The sequence below is a fragment of the Streptomyces sp. P3 genome (assembly GCF_003032475.1).
In the GTDB taxonomy this organism is placed as follows: Bacteria; Actinomycetota; Actinomycetes; order Streptomycetales; family Streptomycetaceae; genus Streptomyces.
This window is the reverse complement of the sequence record NZ_CP028369.1, coordinates 3310546-3328506: the sequence shown is the minus strand read 5'-3', so window position 1 is coordinate 3328506 and position 17961 is coordinate 3310546. Positions and strand designations below refer to the sequence as shown.

Sequence of the window (17961 nt, the reverse complement as noted above, 5' to 3'; positions counted from 1 at the left end):
CGCGACGCGGCTGACGCACGGCGACGCCCTGCCCCCCGGACGGGGCAGGGCGTCGCCGTGCGTGGGGGTCAGTGGTTGCGGGGGAAGCCCAGGTCCACGCCCGCCGGGGCGTCGGCCGGGTCGGGCCAGCGGGTGGTGACGACCTTGCCGCGGGTGTAGAAGTGCGTGCCGTCGTTGCCGTAGATGTGGTGGTCGCCGAAGAGCGAGTCCTTCCAGCCGCCGAAGCTGTGGTAGCCGACGGGGACCGGGATCGGCACGTTCACGCCGACCATGCCGGCCTCGACCTCCAGCTGGAAGCGACGGGCCGCGCCGCCGTCCCGGGTGAAGATCGCGGTGCCGTTGCCGAACGGCGACGCGTTGATGAGGGCGATGCCCTCGTCGTAGGTGTCGACGCGCAGTACGGTCAGCACCGGGCCGAAGATCTCGTCCTGGTAGGCCTTCGCCGTGGTGGGGACCTTGTCGAGGAGCGAAATGCCGATCCAGTGGCCGTTCTCGAAGCCGTCGACGGTGTGGCCGGTGCCGTCCAGGATCACCTCGGCGCCCTCGGCCGCCGCGCCCGTCACGTAGGACGCCACCTTGTCGCGGTGGACGGCCGTGATGAGCGGGCCCATCTCGCTCGTCGGGTCGTTGCCGGGACCGATCTTGATCTTCTCGGCGCGCTCGCGGATCTTCTCCACCAGCTCGTCGCCGATCGCGCCGACGGCGACGACCGCGGAGATGGCCATGCAGCGCTCGCCCGCCGAGCCGTACGCGGCGGAGACGGCGGCGTCGGCGGCCGCGTCCAGGTCCGCGTCGGGCAGGACCAGCATGTGGTTCTTCGCGCCGCCCAGCGCCTGGACGCGCTTGCCGTTCGCCGAGGCGGTGGTGTGGATGTAGCGGGCGATCGGCGTCGAGCCGACGAAGGACACGGCCTTGACGTCCGGGTGCTCCAGGAGACGGTCCACGGCCACCTTGTCTCCCTGCACGACGTTGAACACGCCGTCCGGGAGACCGGCCTCGGACAGCAGCTCGGCGATCTTCAGCGAGGCCGACGGGTCCTTCTCGGACGGCTTCAGCACGAACGTGTTGCCGCAGGCGATCGCGATGGGGAACATCCACATCGGGACCATCGCCGGGAAGTTGAACGGCGTGATGCCCGCGACGACGCCGAGGGGCTGGCGGATCGACGCGACGTCCACCCGGCTGGCCACCTCGGTCGACAGCTCGCCCTTCAGCTGCACGGTGATGCCGCACGCCAGGTCCACGATCTCCAGGCCGCGCGCGACCTCGCCGAGCGCGTCGCTGTGCACCTTGCCGTGCTCGGCGGTGATCAGCTCGGCGATCGCGTCCCGGTTCGCGTCGAGCAGCGCCCGGAACGCGAACAGGATCGTGCTCCTCTTGGCCAGCGAGGAGGTGCCCCAGGTGGCGTAGGCGTCCTTCGCGGCGGCGACCGCGGAGTCGACCTCGTCCACCGAGGCGAAGGCGACCTTCGTGGTGACGGCGCCGGTCGCGGGGTCGGTGACCGGCCCGTACGAACCCGACGCGCCTTCGACGGTCTTGCCGCCGATCCAGTGGTTGACGATCTTCGTCATGACCGAGTGCTCCTTCACAGATGGCGGCGTCGGGTAGAGACGTGCCGTTCGTACAGCTCACGTGCCTTCACCGCGGACGGTCGCGTCGCGGTCTCGGCCACAGGTACATCCCACCAGGCCTGCGCGGGTGGCGGGCCCGACACAGTGTCGGCCGTTTCGGTCTCGACGTAGACACATGTGGGAGTGTCGGCGCGGCGCGCCTCGGCGAGGGCTTCGCGCAGTTCGCGGACGGTCTTCGCGCGCAGCACCCGCATGCCGAGGCTGGCCACGTTGGCGGCCAGGTCGACGGGGAGCGGGGCGCCGGTGTAGGTGCCGTCGTCCGCGGTGTAGCGGTAGGCCGTGCCGAAGCGCTCGCCGCCCACCGACTCCGACAGACCGCCGATGGAGGCGTAGCCGTGGTTCTGCACGAGCAGGATCTTGATCGCGATCCCCTCCTGCACGGCCGTCACGATCTCCGTCGGCATCATCAGGTACGTGCCGTCGCCGACCAGCGCCCAGACGTTGCGCTGCGGGGCGGCCAGTTTCACGCCGATCGCGGCCGGGATCTCGTACCCCATGCAGGAGTAGCCGTACTCCAGGTGGTACTGGTCCCGGGAGCGCGTCCGCCACAGTTTGTGCAGGTCGCCGGGGAGTGAGCCGGCGGCGTTGATGATCACGTCGGACTCGTCGACGAGGGCGTCGAGCGCGCCGAGCACCTGCGGCTGTGTCGGGCGGACGTCCGGCTCGTCGGCCTCGTAGCAGGCGTCGACGCGCTGCTCCCAGCGCTCCTTGTCCTCGGAGTACGCGGTGACGTAGGCGTCCGCGACCCGGTGCCCGTGCAGGCGCAGGGCCTCGGTCAGTTCTCCGAGGCCGCCGCGGGCGTCCGCCACGAGGGGCAGGCCGGCGAGCTTGTGGCCGTCGAAGGAGGCGATGTTGAGGTTGAGGAAGCGGACGCCGTCGCCCGCGAACAGGGTGTTGGAGGCGGTGGTGAAGTCGGTGTAACGGGTGCCCACGCCGATGATCAGGTCCGCCGTGCGGGCCAGTTCGTCGGCGGTCGCGGTGCCGGTGTGGCCGACGCCGCCCACGTCCTGCGGGTGGTCGTGGCGCAGCGAGCCCTTGCCGGCCTGGGTGGAGGCGACCGGGATGCCGGTGGCCTCGGCGAACTCGGCGAGGGCCTCCTCGGCGCGGCTGTGGTGGACGCCGCCGCCCGCGACGACCAGGGGCCGTTCGGCGGACCTGATCGCCCGTACGGCCTCGGCGAGTTCGACGGGGTCGGCGCCGGGACGGCGGACCGCCCAGACGCGCTCGGCGAAGAACTCCTCGGGCCAGTCGTAGGCCTCGGCCTGGACGTCCTGCGGCAGGGCGAGGGTGACCGCGCCGGTCTCCACGGGGTCGGTGAGGACGCGCATCGCCTGCAGCGCCGCCGGGATCAGCGCCTCCGGGCGGGTGATCCGGTCGAAGTACTTCGACACCGGGCGCAGGCAGTCGTTGACCGACACGTCTCCCGCGTAGGGGACTTCGAGCTGCTGGAGCACCGGGTCGGCGACCCGGGTGGCGAAGACGTCGCCGGGCAGCAGCAGGACCGGCAGCCGGTTGACGGTGGCGAGGGCCGCGCCGGTGACCAGGTTGGTCGCGCCGGGGCCGATCGACGTCGTCACCGCGTGGGTGGACAGACGGCCCGACTGGCGGGCGTAGCCGACGGCCGCGTGGACCATCGACTGCTCGTTGCGGCCCTGGTGGAACGGCATCTCGTCGGCGTACTCGACCAGTGCCTGGCCGAGGCCCGCGACGTTGCCGTGGCCGAAGATGCCCCAGGTCGCGCCGATCAGCCGCTGCCGTACGCCGTCGCGCTCGGTGTACTGGGCGGCGAGGAAGCGCACCAGCGCCTGGGCGACCGTCAGCCGCGTCGTCGAGGTCTGCGCCGTCATCGGTAACCCCCTGTGCTCTCTACGTGGTCCGGGTGGAAGCAGATCCGCCACTCCCGGGTCTGCCCCGGTCCCGCCATGACGTTCAGGTAGTACATGGCGTGCCCGGGCTGGGCGACGGCAGGTCCGTGCCAGCCGTCGGGGACGAGCACGGCGTCGCCGGAGCGCACCTCGGCGAGGACGTCGGCGCCGCCCTCGCGCGAGGGGGACACCCGCTGGTATCCGAAGCCGTTCGGGCCGTCGATCTCGAAGTAGTAGATCTCCTCGAGCTCGGCCTCCTCGCCCGGCCGGTGCTCGTCGTGCTTGTGCGGCGGGTACGAGGACCAGTTGCCGCCGGGGGTGATCACCTCGACGGCGATCAGCTTGTCGCAGTCGAAGGCGTCGGCGGAGGCGAAGTTGCGCACCAGCCGGGCGCATGTGCCGCTGCCGCGCTCTTCGACGGGGACCTCCGGCGCGGGGCCGTAGCGGGCGGGGAGTCGTCGCTCGCACTTCGCTCCTGCCAGGGCGAAGCGGCCTCCCGCGCCGGAGGCGATCTGGACCCGGGCGTCCCGGGGAACGTACGCGAAGTCGGAGACCGACGCGAACACCGTTTCCCGGCCCAGGAGTTGGAACTCTTCTTGATCTGTGCGCACGGTACATCCGCCTTCGAGGGGCAGCACGATCCATTCGCTGTCACCCGTGTCGAAGACATGCCCGCCGCCCGGCTCCAGCTCGACGACCCGCAGGCTGCAGTAGTCCCAGCCCGCTCGCGCGGGATCGATGTCGAGCGCGTAGCCGGCGTGCGCGGTGGTCCCGCGCGCGAGGTACAGGTCCTGGCTCATGCGGTCCTCACAGCAGTCCTACGGCGGTGTCCACGGCGGCGGCGACGTCCCCGTCCGCCGGGTACAGCAGCGAACGTCCGACCACCAGGCCCTGGACGGTGGGCAGTTGCAGCGCGCCGCGCCACTTCTCGTACGCGCCGTCCTGGTCGTCGCCGACCTCGCCGCCCAGCAGGACGGCGGGGAGCGTGGACGTCTGCATGACCTCGGCCATGTCGTCGGGGTTGTCGGTGACGGGCACCTTCAGCCAGGTGTAGGCCGAGGTGCCGCCCAGCCCGGAGGCGATGGCGATCGACCGGGTGACGGCCTCCGCGGAGAGGTCGTTGCCGAGCCTGCCGTCGGGGGTGCGCCGGCTGATGAACGGCTCGACGAAGAGGGGGAGTCCGCGGGCGGCCATGTCGTCGACGGCGCGGGCGGTGGTCTCGAGCGTGGTGAGGGAGCCCGGGTCGTCGTAGTCGATGCGCAGCAGCAGTTTGCCCGCGTCGAAGTTGAGCCGCTCGATGTCCTCGGCGCGGTGGCCGGTGAAGCGGTCGTCGAGTTCGAAGGCGGCGCCCTGGAGGCCGCCGCGGTTCATTGAGCCCATGACGATCTTGTCGTCGAGGGCGCCGAGCAGCAGCAGGTCGTCCAGGATGTCGGCGGTCGCGAGTACGCCGTCCACGCCGGGGCGGGACAGGGCGAGGCAGAGGCGTTCCAGCAGGTCGGCACGGTTGGCCATGGCCAGCCTGCGCCCGCCGACGCCGAGCGCGCCGCGGGCCGGGTGGTCGGCGGCGACGATCATCAGCCGGCCGGAGTCGCCGAGCAGCGGCCGGCGGGTGCGGCGGGCCGCGGCCTCGGCGATCGCCTCGGGGCGGCGGCTGCGCAGGCGGACGAGTTCGGAGACGTCGACGGTGGTCACAGGACGGCTCCCGCCTCGATCGCCGCGGCCACTTCGTCCGGCGTCGGCATGGCCGAGGAGCACTCCAGCCGGGAGGCGACGATGGCGCCGGCGGCGTTGGCGTGCCGCATGGTCTTCTCCAGGTCCCAGCCCGCGAGCAGGCCGTGGCAGAGGGAGCCGCCGAAGGCGTCGCCGGCCCCGAGGCCGTTGAGGACGTTCACCGGCAGCGGCGGGACCTCGGCGGACCCGCCCTTGCTGTCGACGGCGAGGACGCCCTTGGGCCCCTGCTTGACGACGGCGAGCTCGACGCCGGCGTCCAGCAGCGCCTGCGCGGCGGCCCGGGGCTCGCGCACGCCGGTCGCCACCTCCACCTCGTCGAGGTTGCCGACGGCGACGGTGGTGTGCTTCAGGGCCTCGGCGTAGAACGGGCGGGCGGCGTCGGGGTCGCTCCAGAACATCGGGCGCCAGTCGAGGTCGAAGACCGTGGTGCCGGCCTTGTCGCGGTGGGCGAGGGCGGCGAGGGTCGCGGTCCGGCTGGGCTCCTCGCTCAGGCCGGTGCCGGTGACCCAGAAGACGCGGGCCTCGCGGACGGCGTCGAGGTCGAGCTCGTGGGCGTCGATCTCCAGGTCCGGCGCCTTGGGCTGCCGGTAGAAGTACAGCGGGAAGTCGTCCGGCGGGAAGACCTCGCAGAAGGTGACGGGCGTCGGCAGGCCGGGCACCGGCGTCACCCAGCGGTCGTCGACGCCGAAGCCGCGCAGGGCCTCGTGCAGATAGGCGCCGAAGGGGTCGTCTCCGGTGCGCGAGATCACCGCCGTGGACCGGCCGAGACGGGCCGCGGCGACCGCCACGTTGGTCGCCGATCCGCCCAGGAACTTCCCGAAGGACGTGACCTGCGGGAGCGGGACGCCCGTCTGCAGGGGATAGAGGTCCACCCCTATCCGCCCCATGGTGATCAGGTCGTACGCCATCGACTTCCCTTCGTGTCGGTCGTCCCCGTGACGCCGCTCGCGGCATGTCCTCGGCACACGTCCCGTATCGGCTCTCAGGCTTTGTAGCCCCGCACGGCGGGCCCTGTCAATGTTTTGTCCAGACATTCGGACCAGGCCTTGACACCCCTTCGGCGAGACCGCACTCTGGCGGCCATGACGTCGTTGTCACCTCAGTCCTCACTTTCCCGCATCCGGATCGGATCGGCCCCCGACAGCTGGGGCGTCTGGTTCCCGGACGATCCCGCCCAGGTCCCGTGGCAGCGCTTCCTCGACGAGGTGGCGCAGTCCGGCTACGAGTGGATCGAGCTCGGCCCCTACGGGTACCTGCCGACCGACCCCGCCGTACTCACCGAGGAGACGTCCAGGCGCGGCCTGAAGGTCTCGGCGGGCACGGTCTTCACCGGCCTGCACCACGGCGAGGCCGTGTGGGAGAAGACCTGGGCGCACGTCGCCGACAACGCGGTGCTCGCGCAGGCGATGGGCGCGAGGCACCTGGTCGTCATCCCGTCGTTCTGGCGGGACGACAAGACCGGCGAGGTGCTGGAGTCCGACACGCTCACGGCCGAGCAGTGGCGCAACCTGACCTCGCTGACCGAGCGGCTCGGGCGGGAGGTGCGGGAACGGTACGGACTGCGGATCGTCGTCCACCCGCACGCCGACACCCATGTCGACAGCGAGGAGAACGTCGCCCGGTTCCTGGACGGCACCGACTCCGACCTGGTGTCGCTGTGCCTGGACACCGGCCACTACGCCTACTGCGGCGGCGACAGCGTCAAGCTGATCGAGACGTACGGGGAGCGCATCGGCTACCTGCACCTCAAGCAGGTCGACCCCGAGATCCTGGCCGACGTGCGCGCCAAGGGGACGCCCTTCGGGCCTGCCGTGGCGCAGGGCGTCATGTGCGAGCCGCCCGCGGGCGTGCCGGCGCTGGGGCCGGTGCTGGAGGCGGCGCAGAAGCTGGACGTGGACCTGTTCGCGATCGTCGAGCAGGACATGTACCCGTGCGCCCCGGACACCCCGCTGCCGATCGCGCAGCGCACGCGGGCCTTCCTGCGGAGCTGCGGGGCCTGACGCGGGCCCGCCCGGCCCCGGAGGCCCGGTCCCGCCGGTCCCGCCGGGACCGGGGCGGATCAGGGCGGATCGGGGCGGGCCTGCGGGACCCCTGGCGGTGCCGCGCGCGCTGGAGCAACATAAGCGCCCATGGCTGTACGGGCGGTACACGCCCGGTCCGGGCAAGGGCCGGGCGGATCCTGGGAGTTCGTCACCGCGTTTCCTCATCCGCGGCTGCGGCCGGGGGTGATGAGCTACCGCGGGATCCGGCTCGCGATGCCCCGGCCCCGGCGGCGGCTCGAGGCGCCCATCGGCGCCTCCACCCTGCTGCTGGGGTTCGACGAGCCGGTGCGGATCTGGCGGGCGGGACAGGAGCCGGAGACCCTCGCCTCCGTGTACTGCGGGCCCACCACCACGCCCGCCGTCGGGGAACACTGCGGACGGTTCTCGGGCGTCGAGGTGCTGCTGACGCCCTGGACCGCGTTCGCTCTGTTCGGCACGCCGCAGCACGAGCTCGTCAACCGCACGGTGGATCCGGACGAGCTGCCCCACACCCTCGGCTCGCCCCTCGGCGAACTCACCGCCGCCCTGGCCGCGTTGCCGTGCTGGGAGCGGAGATTCGCGCTGCTCGACGACACGTTCGACCGCTGGCGGCAGGCGGCCGCCCCGGGTTCGGAGCGGGTGGCACGGGCCTGGTCGCTGCTGGTGCGCACGGACGGCACGCTGCCGGTCCCCCGGCTGGCCGAGGAGGTCGGCTGGAGCGTACGGCAGCTGGAGAGCCGTTTCCGCGAGCAGATCGGGCTGGGACCGAAGGCCGCGGCCCGCGTACTGCGGCTGCAACGGGCCCGGCGGCTGCTTGCCGAGGGGCGGAGCGCGGCGGAGACGGCGGCCCTGTGCGGCTTCTACGACCAGGCTCACCTCAGCGGCGAGTTCAAGGCGATGACGGGGTGCACGCCGAGGCAGTTCGCGCAGGCCAGGCGGTTGCCGGAACCGGTGTCCCCGGCGGCGGACCGACTGGGCGGCGAGGCGACCAGCCTGCTGCTGCCGACACCGGCCGGTGGTTGGTCCGGACCGGGTGCGGATTTTTCCAAGACCGGACGCATTGGCTGAATACAGGCTGGGGTCCTGCCAGGTGAATCCGGTCGTTCCGGCCGAACCGGCCGATCAGACCCATGCGGTTGCTCCGGCCCATGCGGTGGATCCGGCCGGTCCGGCCGACGGGAACGTACCGGGGGGATGGCGGGGAACGGGGTCGGGCCGGGCCTGTCGCAGCGGGCCCGGCCCGTCTCCTGTCGCCCGCACCGACGGCCCCGGCGCCTGCCCCGGCGGCCAGGGCCCTTCGACCGGCGGGCGTCCCGCTCGCGGACCCCACGCCCGGCTTTGCGTCACCGGTGTCACAAAAACCCCCTTCCTGTCACACATGTCGCGTGTGTGTGAGCCTTGTGTCACATGCTGTCAACAGCCGTCTCCTCTCGGTCACCGTGCCTCGTTGACGGGGCACAGGCTCGTTGATCGCCAGCGCAGCGCGGGGCTCCCCCGGGCGGCCTCCCGGCCGCCGCCCCGCGCCCGCAGGGAAGGTGCGGCTCATGACCGACCGAAGGCTCTGGTCCTACAAGGAGATCGCGGCGCACATCAAGGTGCAGCCGGACACCGTGCGGTCCTACCGCAAACACGGACTGCTGCCCCCGCCCGACCACGTCGAGGGCGGCAAGCCCTACTGGTACGCCGACACCGTCCGCGCCTGGGTCGCCTCCCGCCCGGGCAACCGCGGCCGCGGGCCGGCCTGACCACCCCGGGGGGAATCCCCGGCGTCACACCGTGTCCCACCGGTGACGTGGGGCACGGCGCTTTCCGGGTGCCTCCGCAACGTCCGCCCGACGGCGGCCGTCCCGTATGCCGGTGGTCCGCTCAGGTCCACGGCTCGACGACCGTCATCCCCGCGCCCGGACTCGCCCCCAACGCCGCCAGCGCCGCCGGAGCGGCGTCGAGCGTGATCGTGGACGTCACCAGCAGGTCGGGGCGCAGCACGCCCGACCGGACCAGCTCCAGCAGCTCCGGGTAGGCGTGCGCCGCCATGCCGTGGCTGCCCAGGATCTCCAGTTCCAGGGCGACGGCACGGGCCAGCGGCACGGACGTCATGCCGTCCGCGGAGGGCAGCAGGCCGACCTGGACATGACGGCCGCGGCGGCGCAGGCCGTTGACGGAGGCGGCGCAGACCGCCGGGGAGCCCAGGGCGTCGAGGGAGAGGTGCGCGCCGCCGCCGGTCAGCTCACGGACCGCCTCGGCCGTGTCCGGCACGTGGGCCGCGTCCACGCACTCCGCCGCGCCGAACGTCCGCGCCAGCTCCAGGGCCTGCGGCGAGACGTCCACCGCCACCACCCGCGCACCGCTCGCCGCCGCGATCATCACGGCCGAGAGGCCCACGCCTCCGCAGCCGTGCACCGCCACCCACTCCCCGGCCGCGACCCGGCCCTGCTGCACGACCGCCCGGAACGCGGTGGCGAAGCGGCAGCCGAGGGAGGCGGCCGTCGCGTACGACAGGTAGTCGGGGAGCACGACCAGGTTCACGTCGGCGTGGTCCAGGGCCACGTACTGGGCGTAGGAGCCCCAGTGCGTGAAGCCGGGCTGCGTCTGGTGTTCGCACACCTGGTGGTGGCCGGCCGCACAGGACGGGCAGCTGCCGCAGCCGCACACGAAGGGGACGGTGACCCGGTCGCCGGGCCGCCGGAGGGTGACCAGCTCGCCGACCTGCTCGACGACGCCGGCGAGTTCGTGACCGGGCACGTGCGGCAGGGCGATGTCCGGGTCGTGACCCATCCAGCCGTGCCAGTCGCTGCGGCACAGGCCGGTGGCCTCCACCCGCACGACCACTCCATGGGGGGCGGGCCGGGGGTCGGGCACCTCACGCACCTCGGCCGGTTCGCCGTACCGCTCGAAGACCACCGCTCGCATCCGCGCTCCTGTCGCCGTTCTCGTCGCCGTCTCGTCGGCGGGTACATCGTCGCCGGGCGGCCGGCGCGAGGAGAACGCGGGTGCGGGTGCGCGGCGCGTCGGCAACGACGACCCTTCTGGTTCATACCCCCTAGGGGTATACTCGACAACGGCAGGCCCACCGTGCCGGTCACGGCACCGGCGACCGCCCGCCCCAGCCGCCGCTACGAGGAGAACGACATGACCGCTGCAACCGATACCCCGGGCTCCGTCACCACCGTCTACCAGGTGAGCGGCATGAGCTGCGGCCACTGCGAGGGCGCCGTTTCCGGCGAGCTCTCGGAGCTCGCCGGCGTCACCTCGGTGAAGGCCGTCGCCTCCACCGGCGAGGTCACGGTCGTCTCCGTCGCCCCGCTCGACGAGGAGGCCGTGCGCGCCGCGGTCGACGAGGCGGGCTTCGAGCTGGCCGGCCGGGCCTGAGCAGGCCCCACGGGTCCGAGCAGCCGCTTTCCCATCCCGAGGCATCCACCGGGCCGTGCCGACCAGCTGATACTGGTTCCGTACGGCCCGGTCCGTTTCCTGGAGTACGGACATGACCAGCACCGCCACCGCCACCGAGTCCCCGACAGCCGCTCCCCCTTCCGAGGTCGAGCTGCTGATCGGCGGGATGACCTGCGCCTCCTGCGCGGCACGCGTGGAGAAGAAGCTCAACCGCATGGACGGCGTCACCGCCACGGTCAACTACGCGACCGAGAAGGCACGGGTCAGCTATCCGGCCGGCGTCGAGGTCGCCGACCTGATCGCGACCGTGGTGAAGACCGGGTACACGGCCGAGGAACCCGCGCCCGAGCCGGCCCCGCAGGACGCCGACGACGCACCGCGGGACCCCGAGCTGTCGGCCCTGCGTCACCGCCTCCTCGTCACCGTCGCGCTCGCCGCGCCCGTCGTGCTGCTCGCGATGGTCCCGTCCCTGCAGTTCGACAACTGGCAGTGGCTCTCGCTGACGCTCGCCGCCCCGGCGGTGGTCTGGGGCGGGGCACCGCTGCACAGGGCGGCCTGGACGAACCTGCGGCACGGCGCGGCCACCATGGACACCCTGGTCTCCGTCGGCACGCTGGCCGCGCTCGGCTGGTCGCTGTGGGCGCTGTTCTTCGGCGACGCGGGGATGCCCGGCATGCGGCACCCCTTCGAGCTGACCGTCTCCCGCACGGAGGGCGCCTCGACGATCTATCTCGAGGTCGCCGCCGGCGTGACCGCCTTCATCCTGCTCGGCCGCTATCTCGAGGCCCGCTCCAAGCGGCGCGCGGGAGCGGCCCTGCGGGCGCTGATGGAGCTGGGCGCGAAGGAGGTCGCCGTGCTGCGGGACGGGCGCGAGGTGCGCATCCCCGTGGACCGGCTGGCGGTCGGGGACCGGTTCGTCGTGCGGCCCGGCGAGAAGATCGCCACCGACGGGACCGTCGTGCAGGGCACGTCCGCCGTGGACGCCTCCATGCTGACCGGTGAGTCCGTGCCGGTGGACGTCGCGCCGGGCGACGCCGTCACCGGAGCGACCGTGAACGCCGGCGGCCGGCTGACGGTCGAGGCGACCCGGATCGGCTCGGACACCCGGCTCGCCCGCATGGCGCAGCTGGTGGAGGAGGCGCAGACCGGCAAGGCCGAGGTGCAGCGGCTTGCCGACCGGATCTCCGGCGTCTTCGTGCCGGCGGTGCTGCTGGTCGCGCTCGCCTGTTTCGGGGGCTGGCTCGTGGCGACGGGCGACACGGCCGCCGCGTTCACGGCGGCCGTCGCCGTGCTGATCATCGCCTGCCCGTGTGCGCTCGGGCTCGCCACGCCCACCGCGCTCATGGTGGGCACCGGGCGCGGCGCGCAGCTCGGCATCCTCATCAAGGGCCCGGAGGTCCTGGAGTCCACGCGCCGCGTCGACACCGTCGTCCTCGACAAGACCGGCACCGTCACGACCGGCCGGATGACCCTCCAGGACGTGCACGTCGCCGACGGCGTGGACGAGCGGCTGCTGCTGCGCCTCGCCGGCGCCCTCGAGCACGCCTCGGAGCACCCGGTCGCCCGGGCGGTGGCCGCGGGCGCCGAGGAGCGGGTCGGCGAGCTGCCGCCGGCAGAACGGTTCGAGAACGTGCCCGGCCGGGGTGTGCGCGGGCTGGTGGAGGGCCACGAGGTGGCCGTGGGGCGCCTGTTCGCGTCCCTGCCCGAGGAGTTGGCGCGCGCCAGGGACGAGGCCGAGCGGGGCGGTATGACGGCCGTCGTCGCCGGGTGGGACGGCGTGGCGCGCGGGGTGCTCGCGGTCGCCGACGCGGTCAAGGAGACCAGCGCCGAGGCGGTCCGGGAACTGCGGGCGCTGGGACTCACGCCCGTGCTGCTGACCGGGGACAACCGGACGGTCGCGGAGGCGGTCGCGGCGGCCGTCGGGATCGACCGGGTCGTCGCCGAGGTCCTGCCGGAGGACAAGGTCGACGTGGTGCGGCGGCTGCAGGACGAAGGGCGGGTCGTCGCCATGGTCGGGGACGGGGTCAACGACGCGGCCGCGCTCGCCACCGCCGACCTGGGACTGGCCATGGGAACGGGCACCGACGCGGCGATCGAGGCGAGCGACCTGACACTGGTGCGCGGCGACCTGCGGGTGGCCGCGGACGCGATACGGCTGTCCCGGCGGACGCTCGCCACGATCAAGGGGAACCTGGTGTGGGCCTTCGGCTACAACGTGGCGGCGCTGCCGCTGGCCGCGGCCGGCCTGCTGAACCCGATGATCGCGGGGGCGGCGATGGCGTTCTCGTCGGTGTTCGTCGTCACCAACAGCCTGCGGCTGCGCGCCTTCAGGTGAGGACGGACCATACCGCCGGGTAGGTCCCGGCCTTTCGACGAGACCCCTGGAGTCCTGCCCGTACCTCACATAAGCTCTTCACAAGGCTCGCGCATCATCCTTACGCTTGGGCCTCGATCGCCGTATCCGTTCTCTTGCGCATCTAACGGACATATGCAAGAGACACAGATCACAGTGATGCGAACGAAACCATCGAAGGGGTTCGAAGGTCTAAGTTGACGATGTCGGGAAACGTCTTGGGGGGCGTGCCCTGACGTCTGAGGATGTCTTGGGGGACTTCCTCAGAGATGCGTTGCCGGGGCACGCACACCGGGAAGCTTTGAGCGGCCCTCCCAGCGTGCGCTGTCCCGGCAGACCGCACACTGCGGTAGTACGAGCAGTTCTGCTCGTTCTGCTCAACCGCAGGCACAACAACCGCATACCGTAGAAAACAGCGAATTCAGGCGCTGTCCTCACAACGCCCGGCCGGATCCCGTGGGGGGAATCCGCACCGGGACATGGGAAGGCGCCCTGGTCGTCGGCCCGTGGGGGGACTGGCGCCGGGGCGCCTTCCGTTTGCCCGCACATCGGAACCCGTACAGCGGAGCCCGCGAAAGGGCCCTACGACCCCGACTCCAGGTGAGCGCGCCGAACCCTCGAACGCGGCCGCCCACCCCCACCTGCGGGCGCAGGGACCCCTCTGAACGCCGCCGACCACCCCGACCTCAGGGCACGGGCACCTCCGGACGCGGCCGACCACCCCGACCTCAGGGCACGGGCACCTCCGGACGCGGCCGACCACCCCGACCTCAGGGCACGGGCACCTCCGGACGCGGCCGACCACCCCGACCTGCGGGCGCAGGGACCCCTCTGAACGCGGCCGACCATCCCGACCTCAGGGGCGCGGGGAACTGCGCGACCAGGCCCCACCCACCCGCACCCGAAGACGTGCCCCGAGACCCCCGAACCTCTCCCCCTGGGCCCTGGGCCCCCGGGTGCCCGGCCCCGGACACACGACTGCCCGGGACAAGGCCCCGGGCAGTCGAACATCAGAACATCACAAGCGAGGGGCACCTGATGGAGACCCGGCCCCCGCCGGAGGCGTCAGCGCTGCTCGACGGGCACGAAGTCGCGCTCGACCACGCCGGTGTAGATCTGGCGCGGGCGGCCGATGCGGGAACCCGGCTCCTTGATCATCTCGTGCCACTGGGCGATCCAGCCCGGGAGGCGGCCGAGGGCGAAGAGGACCGTGAACATCTCGGTCGGGAAGCCCATGGCCCGGTAGATGAGGCCGGTGTAGAAGTCGACGTTGGGGTAGAGGTTGCGCGAGACGAAGTAGTCGTCGGAGAGCGCGTGCTCCTCCAGCTTCAGCGCGATGTCCAGCAGCTCGTCGGACTTGCCGAGGGCGGAGAGGACGTCGTGCGCGGCCGCCTTGATGATCTTGGCGCGCGGGTCGAAGGACTTGTACACCCGGTGGCCGAAGCCCATCAGGCGGACGCCGTCCTCCTTGTTCTTCACCTTGCGGATGAAGGAGTCGACGTCGCCGCCGTTGGCCTGGATGCCCTCGAGCATCTCCAGCACTGACTGGTTGGCGCCGCCGTGCAGCGGACCCCACAGGGCGGAGATGCCGGCCGAGATCGACGCGAACATGTTGGCCTGGGACGAACCGACCAGGCGGACCGTGGAGGTGGAGCAGTTCTGCTCGTGGTCCGCGTGCAGGATCAGCAGCTTGTCGAGCGCGGAGACGACGACCGGGTCGAGGTCGTACTCCTGGGCCGGCACGGAGAACGTCATGCGCAGGAAGTTCTCGACGTAGCCGAGGTCGTTGCGCGGGTAGACGAACGGGTGGCCGATCGACTTCTTGTAGGCGTACGCGGCGATCGTCGGAAGCTTGGCGAGCAGCCTGATGGTGGAGAGGTTGCGCTGCTTCTCGTCGAACGGGTTGTGGCTGTCCTGGTAGAACGTGGACAGCGCGGAGACCACCGACGACAGCATGGCCATCGGGTGCGCGTCGCGCGGGAAGCCGCGGTAGAAGTTCTTGACGTCCTCGTGCAGCAGGGTGTGCTGCGTGATGTCGCTCTGGAAGACGGTGAGCTCGTCGACGGTCGGCAGCTCTCCGTTGATCAGGAGGTAGGCGACCTCGAGGAAGGTCGACCGCTCGGCCAGCTGCTCGATCGGGTAGCCGCGGTACCGGAGGATGCCCTGTTCGCCGTCGAGGTAGGTGATCGCGGATTTATAGGCGGCGGTGTTGCCGTAGCCGCTGTCCAGGGTCACCAGACCGGTCTGGGCGCGGAGCTTCCCGATGTCGAAGCCCTTGTCGCCGACGGTGCTGTCGATCACCGGGTAGGTGTACTCGCCGTCGCCGTACCGCAGTACTACAGAGTTGTCGCTCACGTCATCCCTCACCGACGTTGTGCCTCTTCTTCGAGGTTGCCCTGACTGTCTCTACCATCCCCCATTTGGCGCACGAGAGTGCACTCGGGGTCGACCATTGGGCTCATCGGCGGCACTCAGTGCCGCCAACCAGCTCATCCTGCCGCCTTGGTCACGGTTGGGGAAGTGCTCTGTGACCTTCGCGACTCATTTGATCGATCATTTTTCCGCCGTGTGCGCACCGCCCCCGGGACGGCTCAGGTCACCGGCCCGCCAGCCGGAAGTCCAGGGCCGTGCAGCGGCGGCCCGCCGACACCGTGCGCACCGCCTGGCCGATCGCCTTGCGGGAGCCGACGAGGACGACCAGCTTCTTCGCGCGGGTGACGGCCGTATACAGAAGATTCCGCTGCAGCATCATCCATGCTCCGGTGGTGACGGGGATCACCACCGCGGGATATTCACTTCCCTGGGACCGGTGGATGGTCACCGCGTACGCATGGGCCAGCTCGTCCAGCTCGTCGAACTCGTACGGGACCTCCTCGTCCTCGTCGGTCAGCACCGTGAGCCGCTGGTCGACCGGGTCGAGCGAGGTCACCACTCCCACGGTGCCGTTGAAGACGCCGTTCTCCCCCTTCTCGTAATTGTTGCGGATCTGGGTGACCTTGTCGCCGACGCGGAAGACCCGGCCACCGAAGCGCTTCTCGGGGACGTCGGGGCGGCCGGGCGTCACGGCCTGCTGGAGAAGGCCGTTGAGGGCGCCGGCGCCGGCCGGGCCGCGGTGCATGGGCGCCAGCACCTGCACGTCCCGGCGCGGGTCCAGGCCGAACTTGGCCGGGATGCGCCGGGCGGCCACGTCCACCGTGAGGCGGCCGGTCTCCTCGGTGTCGTCCTCGACGAAGAGGAAGAAGTCCTTCATGCCGTCGGTGACCGGGTGCTGACCGGCGTTGATGCGGTGCGCGTTGGTCACCACGCCCGACTGCTGCGCCTGGCGGAACACGCGCGTGAGCCGCACCGCGGGGACCGGACTGCCGTCGGCCAGGAGATCGCGCAGCACCTCGCCCGCGCCGACGCTGGGCAACTGGTCGACGTCCCCGACGAAGAGCAGGTGCGCGCCGGGCGGCACGGCCTTGACCAGCTTGTTGGCGAGGAGGAGGTCCAGCATCGACGCCTCGTCGACCACCACCAGATCGGCGTCCAGCGGGCGGTCGCGGTCATAGGCCGCGTCACCGCCGGGCTTGAGCTCCAGCAGGCGGTGGACGGTGGAGGCCTCCGCGCCGGTGAGCTCGGCGAGCCGCTTGGCGGCGCGGCCGGTGGGCGCCGCCAGCACGACCTTCGCCTTCCTCGCGCGGGCCAGCTCCACGATCGAGCGGACGGTGAACGACTTGCCGCAGCCCGGGCCGCCGGTCAGCACGGCCACCTTCTCGGTCAGCGCCAGCTTGACGGCCGCCTCCTGCTCGGGCGCGAGCTCCGCCCGCGTACGGGACTTCAGCCACGCCAGCGCCTTGTCCCAGGACACGTCACGAAAGGCCGGCATCCGGTCCTCGTCGGTGCGCAGCAGCCGCAACAGCTGGGCGGAGAGGGAGAGTTCGGCCCGGTGGAAGGGGACCAGGTAGACGGCGGTGACGGGTTCCGCCGCGCCGTCCGGGCCCGGCACCCGCTCCCGGACGACTCCCGGCTCCTCGCCCTCCTCCGAGGGTTCCGCGAGGGCGGCGAGGCACTCGATGACGAGGCCGGTGTCGACCTGGAGCAGCTTGACGGCGTCGGCGATCAGCCGCTCCTCGGGGAGGTAGCAGTGGCCCTGGTCGGTGGCCTGGGACAGCGCGTACTGGAGGCCCGCCTTGACCCGCTCGGGGCTGTCGTGCGGGATGCCGACGGACTGGGCGATCTTGTCGGCGGTGAGGAAGCCGATGCCCCAGACGTCGGCGGCCAGCCGGTAGGGCTGGTTCTTCACCACGGAGATGGAGGCGTCGCCGTACTTCTTGTAGATGCGCACCGCGATGGAGGTGGACACCTCGACGGTCTGCAGGAAGAGCATGACCTCCTTGATCGCCTTCTGTTCCTCCCAGGCGTCGGCGATCTTCTTGGTGCGCTTGGGGCCGAGGCCGGGGACCTCGACGAGCCGCTCGGGCTCCTCCTCGATGATCTTCAGGGTGTCCACGCCGAAGTGCTGGGTGATGCGGTCGGCGAAGACCGGACCGATGCCCTTGACCAGGCCCGATCCCAGGTAGCGGCGGATGCCCTGGACGGTTGCGGGCAGCACGGTCGTGTAGTTCTCGACGGTGAACTGCTTGCCGTACTGCGGGTGGGAGCCCCAACGGCCCTCCATGCGCAGGGACTCGCCGACCTGGGCGCCGAGGAGCGCGCCCACGACCGTGAGCAGGTCGCCCGCGCCCCGGCCGGTGTCGACGCGGGCGACCGTGTAGCCGTTCTCCTCGTTGGCGTAAGTGATGCGCTCGAGCACGCCTTCCAGCGTGGCCAGCCGCCGCTCGCCCGCCGCCTGGGCGGCCCCCGTCTGTTGGGACATGAACCGACCGTACCGTCCGGCACCGACAGTCCGGCCCGGGCCGTCCCACCGAGGCCGGCGGACCGGCGGACCGGCGCAGCAGAACCGGTCGGGATCAGCGGCGGCGGACCGG

13 protein-coding genes are annotated in these 17961 nt (G+C 71.8%); 5 read left to right on the top strand and 8 right to left on the bottom strand.

The features are described from left to right. Positions 1-68: 68 nt before the first annotated feature. Genes mmsA through iolC form a run of 5 tightly spaced genes read right to left on the bottom strand, consistent with a single transcriptional unit; the run spans position 69 to position 6135 of the window. Positions 69-1571, bottom strand: coding sequence for a CoA-acylating methylmalonate-semialdehyde dehydrogenase (gene mmsA, locus C6376_RS14915; RefSeq protein WP_107443866.1), 1503 nt, complete (start codon positions 1569-1571; stop codon positions 69-71). 14 nt (positions 1572-1585) lie between these two features. Next, positions 1586-3478, bottom strand: a complete 1893-nt coding sequence (gene iolD, locus C6376_RS14910; RefSeq protein WP_107443865.1) for a 3D-(3,5/4)-trihydroxycyclohexane-1,2-dione acylhydrolase (decyclizing) — start codon at positions 3476-3478, stop codon at positions 1586-1588. Further along, entirely contained in the window at positions 3475-4296 is an 822-nt protein-coding gene (iolB, locus tag C6376_RS14905; protein ID WP_107443864.1) for a 5-deoxy-glucuronate isomerase, read from the bottom strand. Before iolB ends, iolD begins: the two co-directional genes overlap by 4 nt. A gap of 7 nt (positions 4297-4303) precedes the next feature. Further along, positions 4304-5188, bottom strand: a complete 885-nt coding sequence (locus tag C6376_RS14900; RefSeq protein ID WP_107443863.1) for a deoxyribose-phosphate aldolase — start codon at positions 5186-5188, stop codon at positions 4304-4306. Continuing rightward, positions 5185-6135: a 5-dehydro-2-deoxygluconokinase gene (gene iolC / locus C6376_RS14895; protein ID WP_107443862.1), complete on the bottom strand. Its 951-nt coding sequence runs from the start codon at positions 6133-6135 to the stop codon at positions 5185-5187. Before iolC ends, C6376_RS14900 begins: the two co-directional genes overlap by 4 nt. A 174-nt stretch (positions 6136-6309) precedes the next feature. Between iolC and C6376_RS14890 the strand changes: the two genes are divergently transcribed. The 3 genes from C6376_RS14890 (at position 6310) to C6376_RS14880 (ending at position 8993) form a co-directional block, all read left to right on the top strand. After that, positions 6310-7227, top strand: a complete 918-nt coding sequence (locus C6376_RS14890) for a sugar phosphate isomerase/epimerase (RefSeq protein WP_107443861.1) — start codon at positions 6310-6312, stop codon at positions 7225-7227. Positions 7228-7482: 255 nt separating this feature from the next. Continuing rightward, entirely contained in the window at positions 7483-8316 is an 834-nt protein-coding gene (locus C6376_RS14885; RefSeq protein ID WP_107448971.1) for an AraC family transcriptional regulator, read from the top strand. A 476-nt stretch (positions 8317-8792) separates the two neighbouring features. Further along, positions 8793-8993 (top strand): AlpA family transcriptional regulator, encoded by a 201-nt coding sequence (locus C6376_RS14880; protein WP_107443860.1) that lies wholly within the window; start codon positions 8793-8795, stop codon positions 8991-8993. Positions 8994-9114: 121 nt separating this feature from the next. Here the strand turns inward: C6376_RS14880 and C6376_RS14875 are convergent, their stop codons facing one another. Beyond that, positions 9115-10158, bottom strand: coding sequence for a zinc-dependent alcohol dehydrogenase family protein (locus C6376_RS14875; protein ID WP_107443859.1), 1044 nt, complete (start codon positions 10156-10158; stop codon positions 9115-9117). Between the two features lie 219 nt (positions 10159-10377). On the opposite strand from C6376_RS14875, the gene C6376_RS14870 reads away from it, so the two are divergent. Both C6376_RS14870 and C6376_RS14865 read left to right on the top strand, forming a co-directional pair. Next, positions 10378-10617, top strand: coding sequence for a heavy-metal-associated domain-containing protein (locus tag C6376_RS14870; protein ID WP_107448970.1), 240 nt, complete (start codon positions 10378-10380; stop codon positions 10615-10617). A gap of 112 nt (positions 10618-10729) precedes the next feature. Beyond that, entirely contained in the window at positions 10730-12973 is a 2244-nt protein-coding gene (locus C6376_RS14865) for a cation-translocating P-type ATPase (protein WP_107443858.1), read from the top strand. Positions 12974-14056: 1083 nt separating this feature from the next. Here C6376_RS14865 and C6376_RS14860 read toward each other — a convergent pair. Continuing rightward, positions 14057-15346, bottom strand: coding sequence for a citrate synthase (locus tag C6376_RS14860; RefSeq protein WP_107443857.1), 1290 nt, complete (start codon positions 15344-15346; stop codon positions 14057-14059). Positions 15347-15587: 241 nt separating this feature from the next. Then, positions 15588-17849, bottom strand: a complete 2262-nt coding sequence (locus C6376_RS14855; protein WP_107443856.1) for an ATP-dependent RecD-like DNA helicase — start codon at positions 17847-17849, stop codon at positions 15588-15590. Positions 17850-17961: the final 112 nt, after the last annotated feature.

What these genes read in the sequence shown, in the direction of transcription:
- mmsA (WP_107443866.1), bottom strand. Translation starts at nt 1,571, where the DNA reads ATGACGAAGATCGTCAACCACTGGATCGGCGGCAAGACCGTCGAAGGC.
- iolD (WP_107443865.1), bottom strand. Translation starts at nt 3,478, where the DNA reads ATGACGGCGCAGACCTCGACGACGCGGCTGACGGTCGCCCAGGCGCTG.
- iolB (WP_107443864.1), bottom strand. Translation starts at nt 4,296, where the DNA reads ATGAGCCAGGACCTGTACCTCGCGCGCGGGACCACCGCGCACGCCGGC.
- iolC (WP_107443862.1), bottom strand. Translation starts at nt 6,135, where the DNA reads ATGGCGTACGACCTGATCACCATGGGGCGGATAGGGGTGGACCTCTAT.
- C6376_RS14890 (WP_107443861.1), top strand. Translation starts at nt 6,310, where the DNA reads ATGACGTCGTTGTCACCTCAGTCCTCACTTTCCCGCATCCGGATCGGA.
- C6376_RS14885 (WP_107448971.1), top strand. Translation starts at nt 7,483, where the DNA reads ATGCCCCGGCCCCGGCGGCGGCTCGAGGCGCCCATCGGCGCCTCCACC.
- C6376_RS14880 (WP_107443860.1), top strand. Translation starts at nt 8,793, where the DNA reads ATGACCGACCGAAGGCTCTGGTCCTACAAGGAGATCGCGGCGCACATC.
- C6376_RS14875 (WP_107443859.1), bottom strand. Translation starts at nt 10,158, where the DNA reads ATGCGAGCGGTGGTCTTCGAGCGGTACGGCGAACCGGCCGAGGTGCGT.
- C6376_RS14870 (WP_107448970.1), top strand. Translation starts at nt 10,378, where the DNA reads ATGACCGCTGCAACCGATACCCCGGGCTCCGTCACCACCGTCTACCAG.
- C6376_RS14865 (WP_107443858.1), top strand. Translation starts at nt 10,730, where the DNA reads ATGACCAGCACCGCCACCGCCACCGAGTCCCCGACAGCCGCTCCCCCT.
- C6376_RS14855 (WP_107443856.1), bottom strand. Translation starts at nt 17,849, where the DNA reads ATGTCCCAACAGACGGGGGCCGCCCAGGCGGCGGGCGAGCGGCGGCTG.